The organism is Saccharothrix variisporea (genome assembly GCF_003634995.1).
GTDB classification, from domain to species: domain Bacteria; phylum Actinomycetota; class Actinomycetes; order Mycobacteriales; family Pseudonocardiaceae; genus Actinosynnema; species Actinosynnema variisporeum.
Genome location: NZ_RBXR01000001.1, coordinates 3,692,695 through 3,713,818, shown reverse-complemented (window position 1 = coordinate 3,713,818; position 21,124 = coordinate 3,692,695). Strand labels below are relative to the sequence as shown.

The window sequence follows — 21,124 nt, the reverse complement described above, 5'->3', positions numbered from 1 at the left end:
TTCGTCGGGTGGACTCCTACGACGTGGTGGTGGTCGGCGGCGGGCACAACGGCCTGGTCGCCGCGGCGTACCTGGCCCGGGCCGGCCGTTCGGTGCTGGTGGTGGAGAAGCGCGACCACGTGGGTGGTGCGGCCGTCAGCGAGCAGGTCTTCGCCGGCGTCCCGGCCCGCCTGTCGCGCTACGCCTACCTGGTGAGCCTGCTGCCCGACCGCATCGTCGACGACCTGGGTCTGCGCATCGACCTGCGCTCCCGTGCCGTCTCGTCGTACACCCCGGCGGGCAACCTGCTGGTGGAACGCACCCCCGGCCCGGCGACCGCCGAGTCGTTCCGCGCCCTGACCGGCTCGGACGAGGAGTACGAGCGCTGGCAGCGCTGGTACTCCGACCTCGAGGTCCTGGCCGGTGCCCTGGCGCCGACGTTGTTGGAGCCCCTGGTCTCCCGCGAGCACGCCCGGATCCGGGTGGACGCCGTGGCGCGGATGCGGTTGTGGGAGCAGGTCTTCGAGCGTCCGCTGGGGGTGACCCTGGAGGAGTTGTTCGCCAACGACATCGTGCGCGGTGTCGTGGCCACGGACGCTCTGATCGGCACCCACACCTCGCTGCACGACCTGCGCGCCAACCGGTGCTTCCTGTACCACGTCATCGGCAACGGCACGGGGGAGTGGAAGGTCCCGGCCGGCGGCATGGGCGCGGTGACCGCCGAGCTGGAACGCGTCGCGCGCGAGGCGGGCGCGGAGATCGTCACGCGCGCGGAAGTGTCCAGAGTGGACGCCGACGGCAAGACCGCCGAGGTCGAGTTCGACGGCCGCACGGTGGGTGCGCGGTTCGTGCTGTCCAACCTCGCGCCGGCCGTGTTGGACGCCCTGCGCGGCAAGGAGTCCAGCAGCGCGGAAGGTGCCCAGCTCAAGGTGAACATGCTGCTGGAACGTCTGCCCCGGCTGAAGTCCGGCGTGGACCCCGCGGTCGCGTTCGCCGGGACCCTCCACCTGGACGAGTCCTACAGCCAGCTCGAATCGGCCTACCGGCAGAGCGCCGAGGGCCGGGTCCCCGACGTCCTGCCGGCCGAGATGTACTGCCACACGCTGACCGACCCGTCCATCCTCGCGCCGGACCTGGTCGAGCAGGGCCGGCACACCCTGACCCTGTTCGGCCTGCACACCCCGGCGAGCCTGTTCACCGACCCCGGCACCCGCGACCAACTGGTGGCCCGGTACCTCAAGGCCCTCAACGAGCACCTGGAGGAGCCCGTCGAGGACTGCCTGGCCCGTGACGCGGAGGGCAAGCCGTGCCTGGAGGCCCGGTCGCCGCTCGACCTGGAGGCCGAACTGGGCCTGCCGGGCGGCAACATCTTCCACGGCGACCTGGCGTGGCCGTTCGCGGAGACCGAGGACGAGGTGGGCCGCTGGGGCGTGGAGACCGACGTGGCGAACCTGTTCGTGTGCGGTGCCGGGGCTCGTCGGGGCGGGGGCGTGAGCGGGATCGGCGGCCACAACGCGGCGATGGCCGTGCTGGAGCGCTAGAGACTCGTCAGAGCCTGCCGAACAGCTCGGTGATGAGCTTTTTCTCCTGCTCGAAGTTCGCGCCGGAGGTCACCAGGATCTCGACGTCACCCTTGCGCGCGACCACGGTGTTCTGGACGACCTCGCCCGCGCCGAGCGTGCTGGTGTAGGCCTCGTCGAAGAACCCCGGCAGATCGTTCACCGGCTGGCCGCTCGCCGTGAACCCCTGCTTCCCCTGGGCGAAGGCGTCGGCGTCGGACTCCCGCTGGAACCGCACCATCGTGTTCGCGCCGCCGCCTTCGTACTGGCAGACGACCACGATCCCGTTGAGGGTCTGCTTGGGGTGCTTGAGGTTGAGCTGGAGCGCCGCACCCACGACGTCCTCGGGCGCGTTGTCACAGGTCAGGTCGCCACTGGCCGCCTGGGTCGTGCTCGCGGCCGTGGCTGAGGACGTGGTGGTCGGGGCAGGGGCAGGGGCAGGAGCGGAGGTGCAGCCGGCGAGGACGAGGAGACCGGCGGCAACCAGAGCCTTCTTCATGACCTGGGGTTCGTCCGTACGGTCGTCGGCGTTACCCCGTCGGCGTCGGCCGGCCGCGCCGCAGGGCCTGCACGGCGACGACGCCCAGCGTGACGACCGCGCCGGTCAGCGCCAGGGCCATGTCCTTGTGCGCGTCCCACATGTCGCCCTGCTGGCCGTTGTAAGCCTCGGCCAGGTCGGGCGCGAGCACCATCGCGATGCCCCACTCGAACAGCTCGTACACGGCGCTGGTCGACACCACGACCTCCAGCGTCCGTAACCACCCCAGCCGCCGCACCACCACACCGGCCAGGCACACCCCGTAGCAGAAGTGCACCAGTCGGTCGAAGTGGTTGCGGCGCCAGGAGAACACGTCCGACACCCGGAACCCGAACACCGCGTCCGTCCACTGGTCGTACGGCACGTTCGAGTACAGCCAGCGAGCGGCGATGGTGTGCAGGGACAGGAACAGCAGCACCAGCAGCCACGACCCCAACGGCAACGGCCACCGCCGCTGCACCCACACCAACGCCACCAGGGCCACCACCGTCAACGACGTGTGCAGCGCCTGCTCACCCGGCCACAACGGCTCCCACCACGTGACCGCCACCAGCACGCCGAACGCACCGAGCGACCACCAGTGCCCCCTGCTCATGCGGCCGGACGCTACCTGCCTTCAGCCGGTTCCAACCGCACCACGATCGACTTCGACGTCGGCGTGCCCGACTTCTCCGCCGTGGAGTCCAGCGGCACCAGCGGGTTGGCCTCGGGGAAGTACGCCGCCGCGCACCCCTTCGCCGTCGGGTACGACACCACCCGGAACCGCGAGGCCCGCCGCTCGGTCACCCCGGTCGGGTCGTCGGGCCACTCGCTGACCAGGTCCACGTACTGGCCGTCGCGCAGCCCCAGCTCGTCCAGGTCGGCCGGGCTGACGAACACGACCCGCCGCCCGTCCTTGACCCCGCGGTACCGGTCGTCCAGCCCGTAGATGGTGGTGTTGTACTGGTCGTGGCTGCGCATGGTCTGCAACAGCAGCCGCCCAGCCGGCACCCGCAGGACCGTCAGCTCGCTCGCCGTGAAGTGCGCCTTGCCCGACCGCGTGCCGGTGAACTCCCGGGCGTCCCGGGGCGCGTGGGGCAGCACGAACCCGTCCGGCTGCCGCACCCGCGCGTTGTAGTCGGCGCAGCCCGGCACGACCCGGGCGATCCGGTCCCGGATGAGGTCGTAGTCCTTCTCGAACTCCTCCCACGGCACCGGGTGCTCCGGCCCCAGCACCGCCCGCGCGAGCCGGCAGACGATGGACACCTCCGACAGCAGCGCGTCCGAGGCCGGTGCCAGGCGACCCCGCGACCGGTGCACCACCGACATCGAGTCCTCGACCGTCACGAACTGCTCGCCGGTGTGCTGGAGGTCGCTCTCCGTGCGCCCCAGCGTCGGCAGGATCAACGCCTCCCGCCCGTGCACCACGTGCGACCGGTTGAGCTTGGTCGACACCTGCACGGTCAGGTCGCACGACCGCATCGCCCGCTCGGTCACCTCGGTGTCCGGCGTGGCGGCGACGAAGTTCCCGCCCACCGCGAAGAACACCTTGGCGCGCCCGTCCCTCATGGCCCGGATCGAGTCCACGGTGTCGTACCCGTGCTTGCGCGGCACCGGCACCCCGAACTCCGCCTCCAGCGCGGCCAGGAACTTCTCCGGCATCTTCTCCCAGATGCCCATGGTCCGGTCGCCCTGCACGTTGGAGTGGCCGCGCACCGGGCACAGCCCCGCGCCGGGCTTGCCGATCATCCCGCGCAGCAGGGCCACGTTCGCGATCTCCTTGATCGTGGCGACGGCGTGCTTGTGCTGGGTCAACCCCATCGCCCAGCAGAAGATCGTGCGCTCGGAGCCCGCCAGCATCCGCGCCAGCAGTTCGACCTGCGCGCGGGGCAGGCCGGTGGCGACGTCCACGGCGTCCCAGTCCAGCTCCCGGACGTGCGCCGCGTACGCCTCGAACCCGTCGGTGAAGCCGGCCACGAACTCGCGGTCCACGGCGTCCCACGACAGCAGCAGGTTGCCCACGGCCTGGAACAGCGCCTGGTCGCCGCCCAGCCGGATCTGGAGGAACTCGTCGGCCAGCTGCGTACCCGCGCCGACCACGCCCCGCACGTTCTGCGGGTTCTTGAACCGCAGCAGCCCGGCCTCGGGCAGCGGGTTGACCGCGACGACCTTCGCGCCCGCCTTCTTCGCGTCCTCCAGCGCGGAGAGCATGCGCGGGTGGTTGGTGCCCGGGTTCTGGCCCACGACCACGATCAGGTCGGCGCGGGCGAAGTCGTCGATGCTCACCGAGCCCTTGCCGATGCCCGTCGTCTCCGACAGCGCGGCCCCGGAGGACTCGTGGCACATGTTGGAGCAGTCCGGCAGGTTGTTCGTGCCGAAGGACCGCACGAGCAGCTGGTAGAGGAACGCGGCCTCGTTGCTGGTGCGGCCGGAGGTGTAGAACACGGCCTCGTCCGGGCTCGCCAGCCCGTTGAGGCGGTCCGCGACCAGCGCGAACGCGTCCGCCCACGAGATCGGCTCGTAGTGCGTGCCGCCGTCCCGCAACACCATGGGCTCGGTCAGCCGACCCTGCTGCCCCAGCCAGTAGTCGGTCTTGTCCGCCAGTTCGGCGACGGGGTGCGCGGCGAAGAACTCCGGGCCGACCCGCCGCTTGGTCGCCTCCTCGGCCACCGCCTTGGCCCCGTTCTCGCAGAACTCGGCCAGCTTGCGGTGTCCCTGCGGCTCGGGCCAGGCACACCCCGGGCAGTCGAACCCCTCGCGCTGGTTGAGCAGCCGGAGCGTGGTGACGGTCCGCCCCACCCCCATCTGCTCGACCCCGCGCTTGAGCGACACGGCGACACCGGGCAACCCGGCCGCCCACGTCTTGGGTCCGGTGACCTCGAGCCGCGATTCGTCGACGTCCTGCCGGGGAGGCTTGCTCATGGGCCCCATTGTGCGCCCCGCGCGAGCGCTGGCGCGCCCCGCGCGAGCGCACCAGCGCCTACCGCGATCGACCGGCGCCGGCCGGGGGACGCGGGACCGCTGTCACGGGCCCCAAGGGGTTGAGAACGGCCCGTGAATCCGGCGTCGTACCCAGCGGCGATCCGGTTGATCAACGTCAATTGTGAGCGGCACCACAGGGCCGGGCATCGTCCGAACGGGTGACGGCCTCAATCCGCGCAGCCGTCCTCGGTGCCCAGCGGTTTCGTGTGGTCGAAGTAGTACTCCGGCTCGTGCTCGGCCCCGTGGCCGGACCGGCGGGCGACCTCGGTGATCCAGGGCGCGATGAAGCCCGCCTTGGACGCGTCGCAGGCGATCGAGTAGTTGAAGCCCTCCATCGCACCCCGCCACAGGCCCCGACTGGCCGGTCGGAAACGGTTGCCGGACCGCACCAGGTAGTCCGCCTCGACGCGCACGACCGACACGATCTCCATCGGGTCCACCACGGGCAGCGCGGTGGTGAAGGCGTAGGCCACCACGTAGTTGGTGTGGACGACCAGCTCGCCCTCCTCGCCGGCTTCGGCCCGCATGGTCCCGCTGACCTTGGGCTCGACGGGCAGCAGGTGCTGGCCCTTGGCCACGCGGGTCACCACGATGCTCGCCTCGGGGTCGTGCGTCCCGTCGAACTGCGCGCGGAGGTGGTCCTGCTGGTCCTCGGCGAACAGGCCGATGAAGCCGGACACGTCGTGCCCCTCGACGGCCTTCCGGTCCAGCCGGGAGGCGACCACCGCCTCCTTCGTCCGCTGGTAGGCGTCGGCGACCTGCTCGGCGGTGAACTCGCCGACCGGCTGCGCCCCGGGCACCACGATCCCGGCCGCGCCGTCCGCCCACCCCGCCGCCGGCGTCCCCTCGAACGGTCGCTCGGGGTCCACCCGGAGCACCTTGCCGGGAGCGGTCGTGGTGGACGTCGTGGCCGTGGGCAGCTCCCGCTCGAACCAGCCCGACCGCCACGCGCTCACCAACCCGCACGCGGCCGCCACCACGGTGAGCACGACCAGCGCGGTGCGCCCACCCCGACGTCGACCCGACGAAGTCCGACCCGGTGCGGCCGGACCTCCCGGAGCCCGACCCGACGAAGTCCGGCGCGACGACGTCCGGCGGGACCGGCGCAGCTCCTTGCGCGCCTCCTTGCGCGCTCGCCGCTCGGCCTCCCGCAGCCACTTCTCGTCGCGCAGGTCCGGGTGGTTCCCGATGTCGTCGATGTCCACGTGCCCTCACTCCGGTTCGAAGTCGTTCACTCGATCGGAGTAAGGTCGGCCGGTGTTAGCAGGGGCTCCGGCCCGCCCGGCGCGGTAGCAGGTATCTGGTGCGAAGTCGATACCCGCACCTCCGTAGACTTCGCTCGTGACTGAAACGCCCACCACCCCGCAGCGACCCGAACTCCCGCCGGCCTGGAACCCGGCCGAGGTAGAGGCCGGCCTGTACGAGCGGTGGGTCGAGCGCGGTTACTTCACGGCCGACGCGTCCAGCGACAAGCCGCCGTTCACCATCGTGCTGCCGCCGCCGAACGTGAACGGCAGCCTGCACATGGGCCACGCCCTCAACCACAGCGTCATGGACGCCCTCACCCGCCGCCGCCGCATGCAGGGCTTCGAGGTCCTGTGGCTGCCCGGCACCGACCACGCGGGCATCGCGACCCAGACCGCGGTCGAGCGCGCGCTGGCCGGCGAGGGGATGTCCCGGCACGACCTGGGCCGCGAGAAGTTCGTGGAGCGGGTCTGGCAGTGGCGCGAGGAGGTCGGCGGCAAGATCCTCGGCCAGATGCGCAGGCTGGGCGACGGCGTCGACTGGGACCGCGTCCGGTTCACCATGGACGAGGGCCTGTCCCGGACCGTCCAGACGATCTTCAAGAAGCTGTTCGACGACGGCCTGATCTACCGCGCCGAGCGCATCATCAACTGGTGCCCGCGCTGCCAGACCGCGCTGTCGGACATCGAGGTCGACCACTCCGACGACGACGGCGAGTTGGTCTCCATCCGCTACGGCGAGGGCGAGAACTCGATCGTCGTCGCCACCACCCGCGCCGAGACCATGCTGGGTGACACGGCGGTGGCCGTGCACCCGGAGGACGAGCGCTACAAGCACCTGATCGGCACCGAGGTCGAGGTCCCGCTGACCGGCCGGTTCGTGCCGATCGTGGCCGACGAGCACGTGGACCCGAAGTTCGGCACGGGCGCGGTCAAGGTCACCCCGGCGCACGACCCGAACGACTTCGAGATCGGCCAGCGCCACGACCTGCCCGCGCTGACGATCATGGACGGCCGCGGCAACATCACCGCGCACGGCCCGTTCGAGGGCCTGGACCGGTTCGAGGCGCGGCCCGCCGTGGTCGCCGCGCTGCGCGAGCAGGGCCGGATCGTCGCCGAGAAGCGCCCGTACACGCACGCCGTGGGCCACTGCTCGCGCTGCGACACGGTCATCGAGCCGCGCCTGTCCATGCAGTGGTGGGTCAAGGTCGAGCCGCTGGCCCGCGAGGCCGCGGCGGCGGTGCGCGACGGCCGCACCACGATCCACCCGCCGGAGCTGGCCAAGCGCTACTTCGACTGGGTGGACAACCTCAACGACTGGTGCATCTCGCGCCAGCTGTGGTGGGGCCACCGCATCCCGGTCTGGTACGGCCCCAACGACAAGGTCATCTGCGTCGGCCCGGACGACGAGCCGCCGGGCGAGGGCTGGGTGCAGGACGAGGACGTGCTGGACACGTGGTTCTCCTCGGGCCTGTGGCCGTTCTCCACGCTCGGCTGGCCGACGCCCACCAGCGACCTGGCGAAGTTCTACCCGACCAGCGTGCTGTCCACCGGCTACGACATCCTGTTCTTCTGGGTCGTCCGGATGATGATGTTCGGCCTGTACGCGATGGACGGCAAGCAGCCGTTCGACCACGTCTTCCTGCACGGCCTGATCCGCGACCAGTACGGCAAGAAGATGTCCAAGTCGCGCGGCAACGGCATCGACCCGCTGGACTGGATGGACACCTACGGCGCCGACGCCACCCGGTTCACGCTGCTGCGCGGCGCGAACCCCGGCTCGGACCTGGCCATCGCGGAGGAGTGGGCGGCCGGTTCGCGCAACTTCACCACGAAGCTGTGGAACGCCACCCGGTTCGCGCTGGGCAACGGGGCCAACGTCGACGCGCCGCTGCCCGCGCGCGAGGCGCTGACCGACGCCGACCGCTGGATCCTGGACCTGCTCGACCAGCTGGTGTCCGATGTGGACGGCCAGTTCGAGCAGTTCCAGTTCGGCAAGCTGGCCGAGGCGCTCTACCACTTCACGTGGGACGAGTTCTGCGACTGGTACCTGGAGCTCGCCAAGGTCCAGATCGCCGAGGGCGGCGAGCGCGCCGACTCCACCCGGCTGGTCCTGGGGCACGTGCTCGACGTGCTGCTGCGGCTGCTGCACCCGTTGACCCCGTTCGTCACCGAGACCCTGTGGACCACGCTGACCGGCGGCGAGTCGCTCGTCATCGCCGAGTGGCCGCGGGCGACCGGCGGCGAGCGCGACGAGGTGGCGGCGCAGCGGATCGAGGGACTGAAGAAGCTGGTCACCGAGATCCGCCGGTTCCGCTCCGACCAGGGCCTCAAGCCCGCGCAGAAGGTGGCCGGCAAGGTGCGCGGCGCGTGCTGCGTGGACCTGATCGACCAGGTCCCGGCGGTGCGGTCGCTGACCCGGATGACCGAGCCGGACGACGCGTTCCAGGTGACGGTGTCGCTGGAGGTCGGCTTGCCCAAGGGCACGGTCAAGGTCGAGCTGGACCTGTCCGGCGCGATCGACGTGGCCGCCGAGCGCAAGCGGCTGGCCAAGGACCTGGCGGTGGCGGAGAAGGAGCGGGCCCAGTGCGAGGGCAAGCTCAACAACCCCGCGTTCACCGACAAGGCGCCCGCCGAGGTCGTGGAGAAGATCAAGGGCCGGTTGGCCGCGGCCAACGCCGAGATCGAGCGCATCCACGCCCGCCTCGAGACGCTGCCGCAGTCGTGACCACGCCCGAGTCCCTGGAGGAGCTGCGCCAGGTCGAGGCGGAGCTGAACCAGCGCTGGCCGGAGACCAAGCTCGAGCCGAGCGTGGACCGGATCAAGGCGCTGGCGGAGATCCTCGGCGACCCGCAGACGTCCTACCCGGTGATCCACATCGGCGGCACCAACGGCAAGACGTCCACGTCCCGCATGGTCGACGCGCTGCTCACGCGCGTCGGCCTGCGCACCGGCCGGTACACCAGCCCGCACCTGCAGCTGGTGACCGAGCGGATCAACGTGGACAACGCGCCGATCAGCCCCGAGCGCTACGTCGAGGTGTACCGGGACGTCGAGCCGTACATCGGGATCGTGGACAGCCGGTCCGAGGTGCCGATGAGCAAGTTCGAGGTGCTCACCGGCATGGCGTTCGCGGCGTTCGCGGACGCGCCCGTGGACGCGGCCGTCATCGAGGTCGGCATGGGCGGCCGGTGGGACGCCACGAACATCGCCGACGGCAAGATCGCCGTGCTGTGCCCGATCGGCCTGGACCACACCGAGTACCTGGGCGACTCGCTGGAGGGCATCGCCGAGGAGAAGGCCGGGATCATCAAGCCAGGGGCGGTGGCGCTGCTGGCCGAGCAGGACCCGGCCGTCGAACGGGTGCTGTTGCAGCGGGTGGCCGAGGTGGACGCCACCGTCGCGCGGCAGGGGTCGGAGTTCGGCGTGCTCCAGCGCGACGTCGCCGTGGGCGGCCAGATGCTGCGGTTGCAGGGCCTGGGCGGGGTGTACGACGAGATCTTCCTGCCCCTGCACGGCGCTCACCAGGCCGCCAACGCGGCTCTGGCGCTGGCGGCGGTGGAGGCGTTCTTCGGTGCCGGCGCGGACCGTCAGCTGGACATCGAGGCCGTGCGCGAGGCGTTCGCCACCGTCGCGTCGCCGGGCCGGCTGGAGCGGGTGCGCTCGGCTCCGACCGTGCTCGTCGACGCCGCCCACAACCCCCACGGCGCTCGCGCCCTGGCGAAGGCGCTGGACGAGGAGTTCGGCTTCCGCAAGCTGGTCGCCGTCGTGGGCGTGATGGACGACAAGGACGCCGTGGGCATCCTGAGCGAGCTCGAACCGGTCGTGAACGAGATCGTGCTGACCGCCAACTCGTCGCCGCGCGCGATGGACCCGGACCTGCTGGCCGGCGTGGCGATCCCGATCTTCGGCGAGGACCGGATGGTCGTGCAGCCGCACCTGGTCGACGCGATCGAGGAGGCCGTGCGGCTGGCGGAGGAGGACGACGACGGCGGCGTGGTGTCCGGCGGCGGCGTCGTGGTGACGGGCTCGGTGGTCACCGCCGGCGAGGCCCGCGCCCTGTTCGGGAAGGCCCCGTCATGACCGAGCCCGCTCCGGTGCCCGCGCCGAAGAAGGACCCGATGAAGTCGTTCCGGGGCGTGATGGCCGGGACGCTCATCCTGGAGGCGATCGTCGTCGCCCTGGCGCTGCCGGTGGTCGCGAAGCTCGGCGGCGGGATCGGGACGGGCACGGGCTACCTGGTGTTGGGGCTGATCGTCGCCCTGATCGCGACCTGCGCGGTGCTGAAGCGGCGGTGGGCGGTGGCGCTCATCGTCACCGTGCACGTGGTGATGATCGCGTCCTGGTTCGCCATGACGGCGTTGGGCGCGATCGGGGTCCTGTTCAGCCTGGTGTGGGTGTACCTGCTGTGGCTGCGGCGGGACGTGGCCAAGCGCATGGCCGAGGGCCGGCTGCCCAGCCAGCAGTCCTGATGGCACTCCCGTTCGACGACACCACCACCGCGTGGGCCGAACGCGTCAACGCCCTGGTCACCGCCCGGCGGGTGCCGTGCCTGCCCGCCCTGCCGGCGGACGTCCGGTCCCAGGTCGTCGTCCCCGCCGACCGCATGGGCGTGGACGAGTTCTTCGCGGTGGCGGTCCGGGTGGGTGCGACCTTGCTGTATCGGGAGGTCGAGGTGGTGACCCCGGAGCACCTGAGCGGCGTGCCGTGGACCGTCCTGGACGGGGGCACGGCCGACGACCTGGTGGCCGAGCCGGAGGCGTACGTCGGGCGCGCGATGTCCGTCCGGGTCGGGTTCGCGCACCAGGGCGTGGTGCACACGTGGGTGGCGATCGCGCCTTGGCGAGCGGCTTTGCGGCGGGCGGCGGAGGAACTGGCCCGGCGCGCGCTGTGGCCGGAGGAACGCGTTGCCGCGTTGGCGTCGCAGCTCGCCCAGGACCGGGCGTTGTGGGCGTTGCAACCCGGCTACAGCGTCTCCGGGGTCGAGCGGAAGCTGGCCGATCACGAGCTGGTGGGGCCGTTCCTGGCCTCGGACCAGGACCGGGCGGGTGCGGCGCAGGCCGTGGCGTTGGCCTGGGAGCAGGTGGAGCGGGCGCGCGCGGCGGTCGAGGAGCGGATGCGCGAGCGGTTGGGGGAGTTGGCCGAGGGGCTGGCGTTCGACCCGGAGTTCCTCGCGCACGATCTGGTGGGGGACCGGCGCAAGGACGCGGAACGGTTCCTGTTCGACGCCGGTGGCGGGTACACGTTGTCCCGCACGATCATCGCGGAGCTGGAGTCCCGAGCGCGGAAGCTGCGCCCCAAAACGCCCTGACGGCGGCGTGTTCCGAGGTCGGACGGGCCGTGTTCACCCCGCATTCGCATCCGGCGGCTACAAACCGGCCATGAGCGAAGGTGGGATGAACCGGCGGACGCTGTTGCGCGCCGGCACGGTCGGGGTGGCGGCGGCGTTCGTGCCCGGCGTGGCGTTCGTGCCCGGGGTTGCGTTGGCACAGAGCGGGCGGCCGGTGTTGACGCACGGGGTGCAGGCCGGGGACGTGACGTTCGACGGCGGCCTCGTGTGGACGCGGGCCGACCGGCCCTCGCGCATGCTGGTGGAGGTCAGCCGGGACGCCGACTTCCGGCACGTCCGCACGGTCCGGGGTCCGGTGTTGACGCCCGAGAGCGGGGGCACCGGCAAGGTCCGGTTGCGCGGGTTGCCGCCGGGCCGTGAGGTGCACTACCGGGTGATCGCCGAGGACCTGGACGGGCGGGCGCGCAGCGAAGCCGTCACCGGCACCTTCCGCACGGCGCCGCTGGGCACCGAGGGCGTCCGGTTCGTCTGGTCCGGCGACGTCGCGGGCCAGGGCTGGGGCAGCAACCCCGACCTCGGCGGCATGCCGCTCTTCGGCGCGATGGCCGCCCGCCGCCCCGACTTCTTCATCCACAGCGGCGACACCGTGTACGCGGACGGCCCGCTCAAGGAGACGGTGACCCTCCCGGACGGCCGGATCTGGCGCAACCTCGTCACCCCCGAGAAGCTCAAGGTCGCCGAAACCCTCGACGAGTTCCGCGGCCAGTTCGCCTACAACCTGCTCGACCCGCAGTACCGGGCGTTCGCCTCCCAGGTCCCGATGTTCGTGCAGTGGGACGACCACGAGGTGACCAACAACTGGTACCCGGGCGAGATCCTGACCCTCCCGCAGTACACCGAGAAGCGGGTGGACGTGCTGGCCGCGCGGGCGTTCCAGGCGTTCCACGAGTGGCAGCCGATCGACCCCCGGCAGGCGGTGGACGGCCGCGTCTACCGGAAGTTCTCCTACGGCCGGCACGTCGACGTCTTCATCCTCGACATGCGCTCCTACAAGGACGCCAACACCTCGTCCCGGACCGACCCCGGTCACGTGCTGGGCGAGCGGCAGGCGCAGTGGCTGGTCCGCGAGCTCGACCGGTCGCACGCCACCTGGAAGATCATCGCCGCGGACCTGCCGATCGGCCTGACCGTCCCGGACGGCACCGACATCGAGGGGGTCGCCAACGGCCTGCCGGGGGTGCCCGGCGGTCGGGAGCACGAGCTGGCGTGGGTGCTGCGGGAGCTGAAGAAGCGGCGCGTGCGCAACACGGTGTGGCTGACGGCGGACGTGCACTACACCGCCGCGCACCACTACTCGCCGGAGCGGGCGGCGGTCGGCGACTTCGACCCGTTCTGGGAGTTCGTCTCCGGTCCCGCGCACGCGGGCGGGTTCGGGCCGAACGCGCTGGACCCGACGTTCGGCCCCGAGGCGGTGTTCGTGCACGCCCCGCCGGCGGCCAACACGTCCCCGCTCGACGGCTTCCAGCACTTCGGCGAGGTCGAGGTGGCGCGGGACGGCGAGCTGACCGTGCACCTGCGCGACCTCAAGGGCGTCTCGCTGTGGTCGAAGACGCTCCAGCCCGAGCGCAAGTAGGTTTCTGCAAGATTTTGCAGGCTCTGGCCCCTTGTTCGACCAAGATTGTCGTGGTTTTGTGAGCCCTCGCCCGGTCCTGTCGCCGGGCGAGGCTTGCAAGTTCTTGCGACAAGGAGGTCGCGTCGGGTGTCCGACACTGATGTCACGGCAACCGGGCTTGCCCGATTCGTCGTGACATCAGTGTCGAACACCCGACTTTCAGGCGACCTCCTCGAGCCGCCGGAGGCGGCTCCGAAGAGAAGGAGGTCGCCCATGCGCCGCCGCTTGGGATTGGTCGCCCTGCTGATAGGCGGGTTGCTTGTGCCGGTCGGGCACGCAGCCGCCGCCCCTGCCGAACGCCTTGCTGTCGGGTCGGTCGAGGACATCGCGCCGGGGGTGCGGGCCGGGGACCGGGAGCTGGCGCGGGACGCCGTGCGGGACGACCTGTCCGGCGAGCGGTTCTACTTCGTGATGCCCGACCGGTTCGCCAACGGCGACCCGCGCAACGACCGCGGCGGCACGAGCGACACCGACCGGCTCAAGACCGGGTACGACCCCGCCGACAAGGGCTTCTACCACGGCGGCGACCTCAAGGGCCTCCAGCAGAAGCTCGACTACCTCGACGGCATGGGCGTCACGGCCATCTGGCTGACCCCGATGTTCCAGAACCGCTGGGTGCAGGGCGAGGGCGCGGACGCGTCCGCCGGCTACCACGGCTACTGGACCACCGACTTCACCAAGCTCGACCCGCACTTCGGCACCACCAACGACATGCGCCGCCTGATCCGCGACGCGCACGGCCGCGGCATCAAGGTGTTCTTCGACATCGTCGCCAACCACACCGCGGACCTGATCGACTACGCCGAGGGCGAGTACGACTACGTGTCCACGGGCGCGGTCCCCTACCTCGACCCCGAGGGCCGGCCGGTCGACATCGCGGAGATCGCCGGGCAGAACGACTTCCCGAAGCTCACCGCCCCCTACACGCCGGTAGTGCGCGGGCGGAAGACCCCGGACTGGCTCAACGACCCGTCGCTCTACCACAACCGCGGCAACTCGACGTTCAGCGGCGAGTCCAACGAGTACGGCGACTTCTCCGGCCTGGACGACCTGATGACCGAGCACCCGAAGGTCGTCGCGGGCATGAAGCGGATCTTCACCAGCTGGATCGACGTGCTGGGCATCGACGGCTACCGCGTCGACACCGTCAAGCACGTGAACATCGAGTTCTGGCAAGCGCTTGCGCCGCACGTGAAGCGGTACGCCGAGCAGCGCGGCAAGAAGGACTTCTTCGTGTTCGGCGAGGTGTTCGACGCCAACCCGGCCGTCACCTCCCGCTACTCCACGACCGGCCGGATGCAGGCGGTGCTGGACTTCCCGTTCCAGAGCGGGGCGTCGTCGTTCCTGTCCGGGCGGGGCGCGGCCCGGCTCGGCGAAGTGCTGGTGGACGACGACCGGTACACCGACGCCGACTCCAACGCGTCCTCGCTGCCGACGTTCCTGGGCAACCACGACATGGGCCGGATCGCGTGGATGATCCGGCAGAACCGGTCAGGTGTCAGCGAATCCGAGCTGCTCGACCGGCTCAAGCTCGGCAACGCCCTGATGTACCTGTGGCGCGGCAACCCGGTCGTCTACTACGGCGACGAGCAGGGCTTCGCGGGCACGGGCGGCGACAAGCTGGCCCGGCAGGACATGTTCGCCTCCAAGACCCCCGAGTACGCGGCCGAGGACCTGGTGGGCAGCGACCGCACGGGCGCGGTGGACAACTTCGCCACCGACCACCCGCTGTACCGGCAGTTGCGCGACCTGGCCGCGTTCGTGGACAAGGACCCGGTGTGGCGCGAGGGCAACCAGACCCTCCGGTACGCCTCCGGTGACGTGATCGCGTTCAGCCGAGTCGGGTCCGCGCAGGTCGAGCACGTGGTGGTGGCCAACGCGGGCACCTCCGCGGCGACCGTGGACGTGCCGGTCGGCAGCTCCTCGGTGACCCCGCTGTGGCCGTCGTCGGGCGCTCCCGTGCGGGCCGTGGACGGCAGGATCAGCGTCACCGTGCCTCCCCTGTCCGCGGTGGTGCTGAAGGGTTCCCAGAAGCTGGTGGCGTCCGCTCCCACGCCGACGCTGGTGGCCCCCGCCGCCGGCACGGTGCTGGACGACCGGGTGGAGCTGCGCGCGGACGGGATCACGTCGTCGTTCGCGCAGGCCACGTTCGCCGCGCGGGTCGAAGGTCACTCCGACTGGACGGTGCTGGGCACCGACGACGCCGCCCCCTACCGGGTGTTCGCCGACCTGGCCGCGCTGCCCGGCGCGGCGGTGGGCGAGAAGGTCGAGATCCGGGTGGTCGCCAAGGACTCCGCCGGGACGCTCGGCGCGGACGGTGCTTCGTTGACGCTGGTCGCCGCGCCGCCGGTGCAGCCGCCGGGCGCGGTCGCGTCGGACTGGCTGGTCGTGCACTACAACCGGCCGGCGGGCGACTACGACGGGTGGGGCCTGCACGTCTGGGGTGACGTGGTGGACGGTCCGACCTGGCAGCAGCCGCTGCCGTTCGCGGGCGAGACCCCGTACGGCCGGTTCGCGTGGGTGAAGCTCAAGCCGGGCGCGAAGAACGTCGGCATCATCGCCCACCGCGGCGACGAGAAGGACACCGACGCGGACCGGTTCGTGGACCCGAGCGTGTCGCCGCAGGTGTGGCTGCGCCAAGGCCAGACCCCCGTGCACACCAACGAGGTCGCGGCCACCGGTGAAGCGGTCGTGCACTACAGCGGCGACACCGCCGGCCTGGTCGCGCGGGCGGGCACGACGGAGGTCACGTTCAGCGGGGGAGTGGCGCGCATCCCGGCGTCGGGTCCGGTCGAGTTCTCCCTGGTGCGTGGCGGAACCGTCGAGGCGTCCGGGCGCAACGCCGGTCACGCCTGGGCGAAGTCCGGTGACGCGAAGGTCTACGCGTCGCAGGCCGCGCTGGAGAACCGTGCGGTGATCCACTACCACCGGCCGGCGGGGGACTACGCGGACTGGACGCTGTACCACTGGACGGGGTCGCTCGAGCCCAGCCCCGGCTGGACCCAGTCCCGCGTGCCGGACGGCTCGGACGGGTTCGGCGTCTACTGGTCCGTGCCGCTGGCACCGGGCGCGGCCGGGCTGAGCAACATCATCCACAAGGGTGACACCAAGGATCCCGGCCCGGACCAGTTCCTCGACGTCAACGGCACCGGGCACGAGGTCTGGTACGTGTCGGGTTCGGTGCGGCCGGACGGGTCGGCGTCGTACGTGCTGCCGCCGTCCGGTGGTCCGGGCGTGGACGACGACCTGACCAGGGCCAAGGCGATCTGGGTGACCCGCGACCTGGTGGTGTGGGACGTGCCGGTCGTGGCGTCCGACGGCTACCGCCTGGAGTACGGCGGGAAGGTGCTCCGGCTGGCGCCTTCGACCGAGGCCGTCCCGGCGAAGTTCCCGCACCTGCGGGGGAAGCCCGTGTTCCGGGTCCTCGACGGCGCTCGGGTGGACGAAGCCCTGCGGGACAAGCTGTCCGCCGTGCACGTCGACTCCGGCGGCGGGCTGCGGCACCGGACCGGCGTGCAGATCGCGGGCGTGCTGGACGACCGGTACGCGGCAGCGGCGGCGAAGCTTACCTACGGGCCGGTGTTCGACGGCGACAAGGTGACCGTGCGGCTGTGGGCGCCCACGGCGTCGTCGGTCAAGCTGCGCCTGTTCGACCAGCCGACCGGCGAGCCGACCCGCGTGCTGGACCTGCGGCGCGACGACGCGTCCGGCTCGTGGTCGGGCAGCGGGCGGTGGAAGGACCGGTACTACCAGTTCGAGGTGACCGCGGCCGGCAAGTCCGTGGTGGTCACCGACCCGTACTCGGTGGCGCTGGCCGTGAACTCCACGCACTCGCAGTTCGCCGACCTGGCCGACGCGCGCACCATGCCCGAGGGCTGGCGGCAGGACGTGGCGCGCGGCTTGGACGACCCGACCGAGCACGGCATCACCGAACTGCACGTCCGGGACTTCTCGATCGGTGACCAGTCGGTGCCCGAGGCCGAGCGTGGCACGTACAAGGCGTTCACGCACCGCGACTCGACCGGCATGACGCACCTGCGGCAGCTGGCCGAGGCCGGGTTGGACACCGTGCACCTGCTGCCCACGTTCGACATCGCGACCATCCCCGAGAAGCGCGCGGACCGGCAGGAACCGGCGTGCGACCTGGCCGCCCTCCCCGCGGACTCCGCCGCGCAGCAGGAGTGCGTGACGGCGGCCGCCGCTCGCGATGGCTTCAACTGGGGCTACGACCCGTTCCACTACGACGTGCCCGAGGGTTCGTACGCCACCGACGACGCCCAGTCCGGGTGGGCGCGGTCCAAGCAGTACCGCGAGATGGTGAAGTCGTTGCACGACAACGGCAACCGGGTCGTCGTGGACGTGGTCTACAACCACACCGCGGCCTCCGGTGACGCGCCGACGTCCGTGCTGGACAAGGTCGTGCCCGGCTACTACCACCGGCTCAACCTCGACGGCACCATCGCCACCTCGACGTGCTGCGCGAACACCGCGTCCGAGAACGCCATGATGGGCAAGTTGGTCGTGGACTCGGTCGTGCGCTGGGCTCGGCAGTACAAGGTGGACGGGTTCCGCTTCGACCTGATGGGCCACCACCCGAAGGCGAACATCCTGGCCGTGCGGGCGGCGCTGGACGCGTTGACGGTGGAGAAGGACGGCGTGGACGGCCGGAACATCCGGATCTACGGCGAGGGCTGGGACTTCGGCGAGGTCGCCGGCAACGCCCGGTTCGAGCAGGCCACGCAGGCGAACCTGGCGGGCACCGGCATCGGCACGTTCAGCGACCGCCTCCGCGACGCCGTGCGCGGCGGCGGCCCGTTCGACTCCGATCCGCGCGTGCAGGGCCTGGCGTCCGGCTTGGCGGGCGACCTGAACGGTTCCCCGGCCAACGGCGACGTCGACGCGCGCTTGGCGAACTACAGCGACCTGGTGAAGCTGGGCATGGCCGGCAACATGGCCGGCTACCGCTTCCAGTCCACGACCGGCGGTGTCATCTCGGGCAGGGACGTGCCCTACAACGGCTCCCCGGCCGGCTACACGGGTTCGCCCGCCGACGTCATCACGTACGTGGACGCGCACGACAACGAGACGCTGTTCGACTCGCAGACCTACAAGCTCCCCGCAACGACGTCGATGGCAGACCGGGTCCGCATGCAGAAGGTGGCTCTGGCCCCGGTCCTGCTCGGCCAGGGCCAGCCGTTCCTGCACGCCGGCGCGGAGTTCCTGCGCTCGAAGTCCTTGGACCGCAACAGCTACGACTCAGGCGACTGGTTCAACCGCTACGACCCGTCCCTGCACGACAACGGCTTCGCCCGAGGCCTGCCCCCGTCCGCGGACAACCAGGACAAGTGGCCCTACGCGGCCCCGCTCTTGGCCGACCCCTCCCTGAAACCCACCACGTCCGACATGCGCCAGGCCATGTCCAACACCCTGGAACTCCTGCGAATCCGCCGCTCGTCCCCCTTGTTCACCCTGAACGACGCGGCCTTGGTGCAGCAGAAACTGTCCTTCCCGACCGCCGACCCGGGCCTGGTGGTCGCCCTACTGGACGACACCGCCGGCCCCGACGCAGACCCGACCCTCAACGCTCTGCTCGTGGTGATCAACCCGTTCCCGACCGCGCGCACCACCACGGTCCCAGGCACGTGGCAAAACCACCCGCTGACCACCGACAAGGCCACCTTCGACAACGGCCTGTCCGTCCCACCCAGGTCGGTGGTGGTCCTGACCCGCTAGTGGTCGGCGAACTCTGTGACCAGCATCAAGATGCCGTCCGGGGGAAACTCGCGGATCACGTGGCCGTGATCCGCGAGCCCGGATATAAAACGGATATGGCGGAGCCACGGTGGGAAGGGCTGCTGAGCGGCGACCCGAGTCAGGCGGAGCGCAGCATCGACGACTGGGTCGAGGGGATGCGCAGCCGGGCCGATCGCTTGCAGGCGTTGCGCGACCAGGTCGAACAGGTGCGGGTGTCGGAAACGAGCGCGAACGGCGCCGTCACCGTGACCGTCGACTCCAGCGGCTCCCCGGTGGACGTGCGGTTCACCGAGCGCGCTGCGGCCGTCAGGCCGGAGGAGCTGGGCCCGTTGTTCATGAGCACACTGGCCGTGGCGCGTGCTCGGATCGCGGGCGAGGTGCGTGCGGCGACCGAAGCCCAGCTCGGTGACGATCTGCCGGACACCCGCCGAATGGTCGTGGACGCCTATCGCGACCGGTTCGGGGAGGCACCACCGCCCGCACCGCGGACACGGCGGCGGGACGACGACGACTTCAGTGGCGACTCGTACCTTTCGTGAGGGGGTGGCATGACCGGCTACGAGGCCCTGCCCACCGAGCTGCGGGCACACGCGGCCAAGCTGGACGCGTTGGCCGAACGACTGGGGGAAGCGGTGCACGCTGCACGGACGGTGAGCATGGCGGATGGTGCGTACGGGCAGCTGTGCCAGTTCCTGCCCGCTGTCATGCGTGAGATCGAGGACCAGGCGAGCAATGCGTTGACCGCGGGCACCAAGGGCATGGCCGACACGGCCACGAAAGTGCGGTACACCGCCGACGAGTACGAGCAGCGGGAGGACGACGCGTCGGTCACGTTCGGGAGCCTGCGATGACCGGTACGAACCCGCTGATCGCGCCCGTCCAGGACAGCACCCGGTGGTACTCCGGGATTGGCATCGCCGAGTCGGCCGCCGACGTGAAGTCCGGTATCGAGAGCGGCAGTTGGGTGGACATCGGCTTGGGTGTCGCCGGGGTCGGTCTCGAAGCGCTGAGCTTCGTCGTCGACCCGTTGGGGTCCCTGCTGTCCGCCGGGGTCTCGTGGTTGATCGAACACGTCAAGCCGTTGTCGGACGCGTTGGACTGGCTGGCGGGCAACGCGGATGTCGTCGCCTCTCACGCCGCTACCTGGAAGAACGTGGCGAAGGCCGTGGCGGAGGTCCGGGACGACTACGCACGGGACGTGGCCAACGACACCGCCGGCTGGGTCGGGCAGGCCGGGGACGCCTACCGCGCGGTCGCGAAGAACAACGCCGAAGTCCTCAGCGGCGCGTCTACGGCCGCCGAGGGGTTCGGTTCGGCCGTGGAGATGGCCGGGGTCGTGGTCGCCGTCGTGCGCGAGGTGGTGCGCGACCTGATCGCCGACCTGGTCGGCCGGTTGATCTCGTGGGCCTTGGAGGTGGCGTTCACCCTCGGCCTCGGCACACCGGTCGTGGTCGCGCAGGCGTCCGCGGCGGTGGCGAGGTGGGGCGCCAAGATCGGTGACATCCTGAAGAAGCTGGTGCGCACGATAAGCAAGCTCGTCCCGTTGCTGCGCAAGCTCGGCGACGTGTTCGCGAAGGTCCGCAAGGTCCTGGACGACCTGAAGACCCCGGCCCGGTCGGGCGACGAAATGCCCCGCCCGGGTCAGACCGGCGGCGCGCGGCCGGTCGACGACGGGTCGGTGCGCGCCTACGACCGCATCGACCGCTGGTCGGAGAACGCCTACCAGTCGATCCGGGGCTCCGACGACGTGGACGACGTCGCGGGCCACGTCGCGGACGTGCCCCGGGTCGGCGGCGGGACCGGGTTCAGCCGCGCCGAGATCGAGCAGATCAAGAACCACGTCTTCGAGGACCTGCACCCGTTGGAGGGCGTCGACGGCGGCACCGTGATGGCGCGCTTCGACCCCAACCCCGACATGGCGGAGGCGTGGCTGAGGCTGCGGTCGGGTCGGGCGCAGCCCTCGGACATCGCCTTGCTCGAACACGAACTCGCCGAGGCGCGATACTGGCAGCAGAACCCCAACGCCTCGTACAAAGACGCGCACGCGGCGGCGAACGAGGTGTCCCGGTGGGAGACCCAGATCCCGCCCGCATCCAATGAGGACTACAGCAAGCCTTGGAGGTGATC

14 protein-coding genes are annotated in these 21,124 nt (G+C 71.0%); 10 read left to right on the top strand and 4 right to left on the bottom strand.

The window, feature by feature from the left end; translation table 11 throughout:
• Positions 1 to 8: 8 nt before the first annotated feature.
• On the top strand, positions 9 to 1,520 hold the full coding sequence (locus tag DFJ66_RS16485) for a phytoene desaturase family protein (protein ID WP_121222297.1): 1,512 nt from the start codon (positions 9 to 11) through the stop codon (positions 1,518 to 1,520).
• Between the two features lie 7 nt (positions 1,521 to 1,527).
• Here the strand turns inward: DFJ66_RS16485 and DFJ66_RS16480 are convergent, their stop codons facing one another.
• The 4 genes from DFJ66_RS16480 to DFJ66_RS16465 all read right to left on the bottom strand — a co-directional run bounded on the left by DFJ66_RS16480 (position 1,528) and on the right by DFJ66_RS16465 (position 6,242).
• Positions 1,528 to 2,037, bottom strand: a complete 510-nt coding sequence (locus tag DFJ66_RS16480) for a hypothetical protein (protein WP_147459288.1) — start codon at positions 2,035 to 2,037, stop codon at positions 1,528 to 1,530.
• A gap of 31 nt (positions 2,038 to 2,068) precedes the next feature.
• A complete protein-coding gene (locus DFJ66_RS16475) occupies positions 2,069 to 2,671 on the bottom strand; it encodes a DUF2238 domain-containing protein (protein WP_121222295.1) in 603 nt (200 codons plus the stop codon).
• An 11-nt stretch (positions 2,672 to 2,682) separates the two neighbouring features.
• Positions 2,683 to 4,986, bottom strand: coding sequence for an FdhF/YdeP family oxidoreductase (locus DFJ66_RS16470; protein ID WP_170199439.1), 2,304 nt, complete (start codon positions 4,984 to 4,986; stop codon positions 2,683 to 2,685).
• Between the two features lie 218 nt (positions 4,987 to 5,204).
• Positions 5,205 to 6,242, bottom strand: coding sequence for a hypothetical protein (locus tag DFJ66_RS16465; RefSeq protein WP_121222293.1), 1,038 nt, complete (start codon positions 6,240 to 6,242; stop codon positions 5,205 to 5,207).
• Positions 6,243 to 6,378: 136 nt separating this feature from the next.
• On the opposite strand from DFJ66_RS16465, the gene DFJ66_RS16460 reads away from it, so the two are divergent.
• From DFJ66_RS16460 to DFJ66_RS42770, 9 genes are all read left to right on the top strand, one after another.
• On the top strand, positions 6,379 to 9,009 hold the full coding sequence (locus DFJ66_RS16460) for a valine--tRNA ligase (protein ID WP_121222292.1): 2,631 nt from the start codon (positions 6,379 to 6,381) through the stop codon (positions 9,007 to 9,009).
• A complete protein-coding gene (folC, locus tag DFJ66_RS16455; protein WP_121222291.1) occupies positions 9,006 to 10,364 on the top strand; it encodes a bifunctional tetrahydrofolate synthase/dihydrofolate synthase in 1,359 nt (452 codons plus the stop codon). The genes DFJ66_RS16460 and folC overlap by 4 nt, the downstream gene beginning before the upstream one ends.
• Positions 10,361 to 10,753 (top strand): DUF4233 domain-containing protein, encoded by a 393-nt coding sequence (locus tag DFJ66_RS16450; RefSeq protein WP_121222290.1) that lies wholly within the window; start codon positions 10,361 to 10,363, stop codon positions 10,751 to 10,753. The genes folC and DFJ66_RS16450 overlap by 4 nt, the downstream gene beginning before the upstream one ends.
• Positions 10,753 to 11,592 (top strand): hypothetical protein, encoded by an 840-nt coding sequence (locus tag DFJ66_RS16445; protein ID WP_121222289.1) that lies wholly within the window; start codon positions 10,753 to 10,755, stop codon positions 11,590 to 11,592. The genes DFJ66_RS16450 and DFJ66_RS16445 overlap by 1 nt, the downstream gene beginning before the upstream one ends.
• A 70-nt stretch (positions 11,593 to 11,662) precedes the next feature.
• A complete protein-coding gene (locus tag DFJ66_RS16440; protein WP_121222288.1) occupies positions 11,663 to 13,204 on the top strand; it encodes an alkaline phosphatase D family protein in 1,542 nt (513 codons plus the stop codon).
• A gap of 252 nt (positions 13,205 to 13,456) precedes the next feature.
• Positions 13,457 to 18,976: a pullulanase-type alpha-1,6-glucosidase gene (gene pulA, locus DFJ66_RS16435; RefSeq protein ID WP_121222287.1), complete on the top strand. Its 5,520-nt coding sequence runs from the start codon at positions 13,457 to 13,459 to the stop codon at positions 18,974 to 18,976.
• Positions 18,977 to 19,203: 227 nt separating this feature from the next.
• Complete coding sequence (locus tag DFJ66_RS16430; protein ID WP_425471113.1) at positions 19,204 to 19,536, top strand: YbaB/EbfC family nucleoid-associated protein; 333 nt, start codon at positions 19,204 to 19,206, stop codon at positions 19,534 to 19,536.
• A gap of 9 nt (positions 19,537 to 19,545) precedes the next feature.
• Complete coding sequence (locus DFJ66_RS16425; protein ID WP_121222285.1) at positions 19,546 to 19,848, top strand: type VII secretion target; 303 nt, start codon at positions 19,546 to 19,548, stop codon at positions 19,846 to 19,848.
• Positions 19,845 to 21,122, top strand: coding sequence for a WXG100 family type VII secretion target (locus DFJ66_RS42770; protein WP_170199437.1), 1,278 nt, complete (start codon positions 19,845 to 19,847; stop codon positions 21,120 to 21,122). Before DFJ66_RS16425 ends, DFJ66_RS42770 begins: the two co-directional genes overlap by 4 nt.
• Positions 21,123 to 21,124: the final 2 nt, after the last annotated feature.

Excerpts from the sequence above, each read along its gene's own strand:
- DFJ66_RS16440 (WP_121222288.1), top strand. The coding sequence starts at position 11,663 with ATGAGCGAAGGTGGGATGAACCGGCGGACGCTGTTGCGCGCCGGCACG.
- DFJ66_RS16470 (WP_170199439.1), bottom strand. The coding sequence starts at position 4,986 with ATGGGGCCCATGAGCAAGCCTCCCCGGCAGGACGTCGACGAATCGCGG.
- DFJ66_RS42770 (WP_170199437.1), top strand. The coding sequence starts at position 19,845 with ATGACCGGTACGAACCCGCTGATCGCGCCCGTCCAGGACAGCACCCGG.
- DFJ66_RS16475 (WP_121222295.1), bottom strand. The coding sequence starts at position 2,671 with ATGAGCAGGGGGCACTGGTGGTCGCTCGGTGCGTTCGGCGTGCTGGTG.
- DFJ66_RS16450 (WP_121222290.1), top strand. The coding sequence starts at position 10,361 with ATGACCGAGCCCGCTCCGGTGCCCGCGCCGAAGAAGGACCCGATGAAG.
- DFJ66_RS16425 (WP_121222285.1), top strand. The coding sequence starts at position 19,546 with ATGACCGGCTACGAGGCCCTGCCCACCGAGCTGCGGGCACACGCGGCC.
- DFJ66_RS16445 (WP_121222289.1), top strand. The coding sequence starts at position 10,753 with ATGGCACTCCCGTTCGACGACACCACCACCGCGTGGGCCGAACGCGTC.
- pulA (WP_121222287.1), top strand. The coding sequence starts at position 13,457 with ATGCGCCGCCGCTTGGGATTGGTCGCCCTGCTGATAGGCGGGTTGCTT.
- DFJ66_RS16480 (WP_147459288.1), bottom strand. The coding sequence starts at position 2,037 with ATGAAGAAGGCTCTGGTTGCCGCCGGTCTCCTCGTCCTCGCCGGCTGC.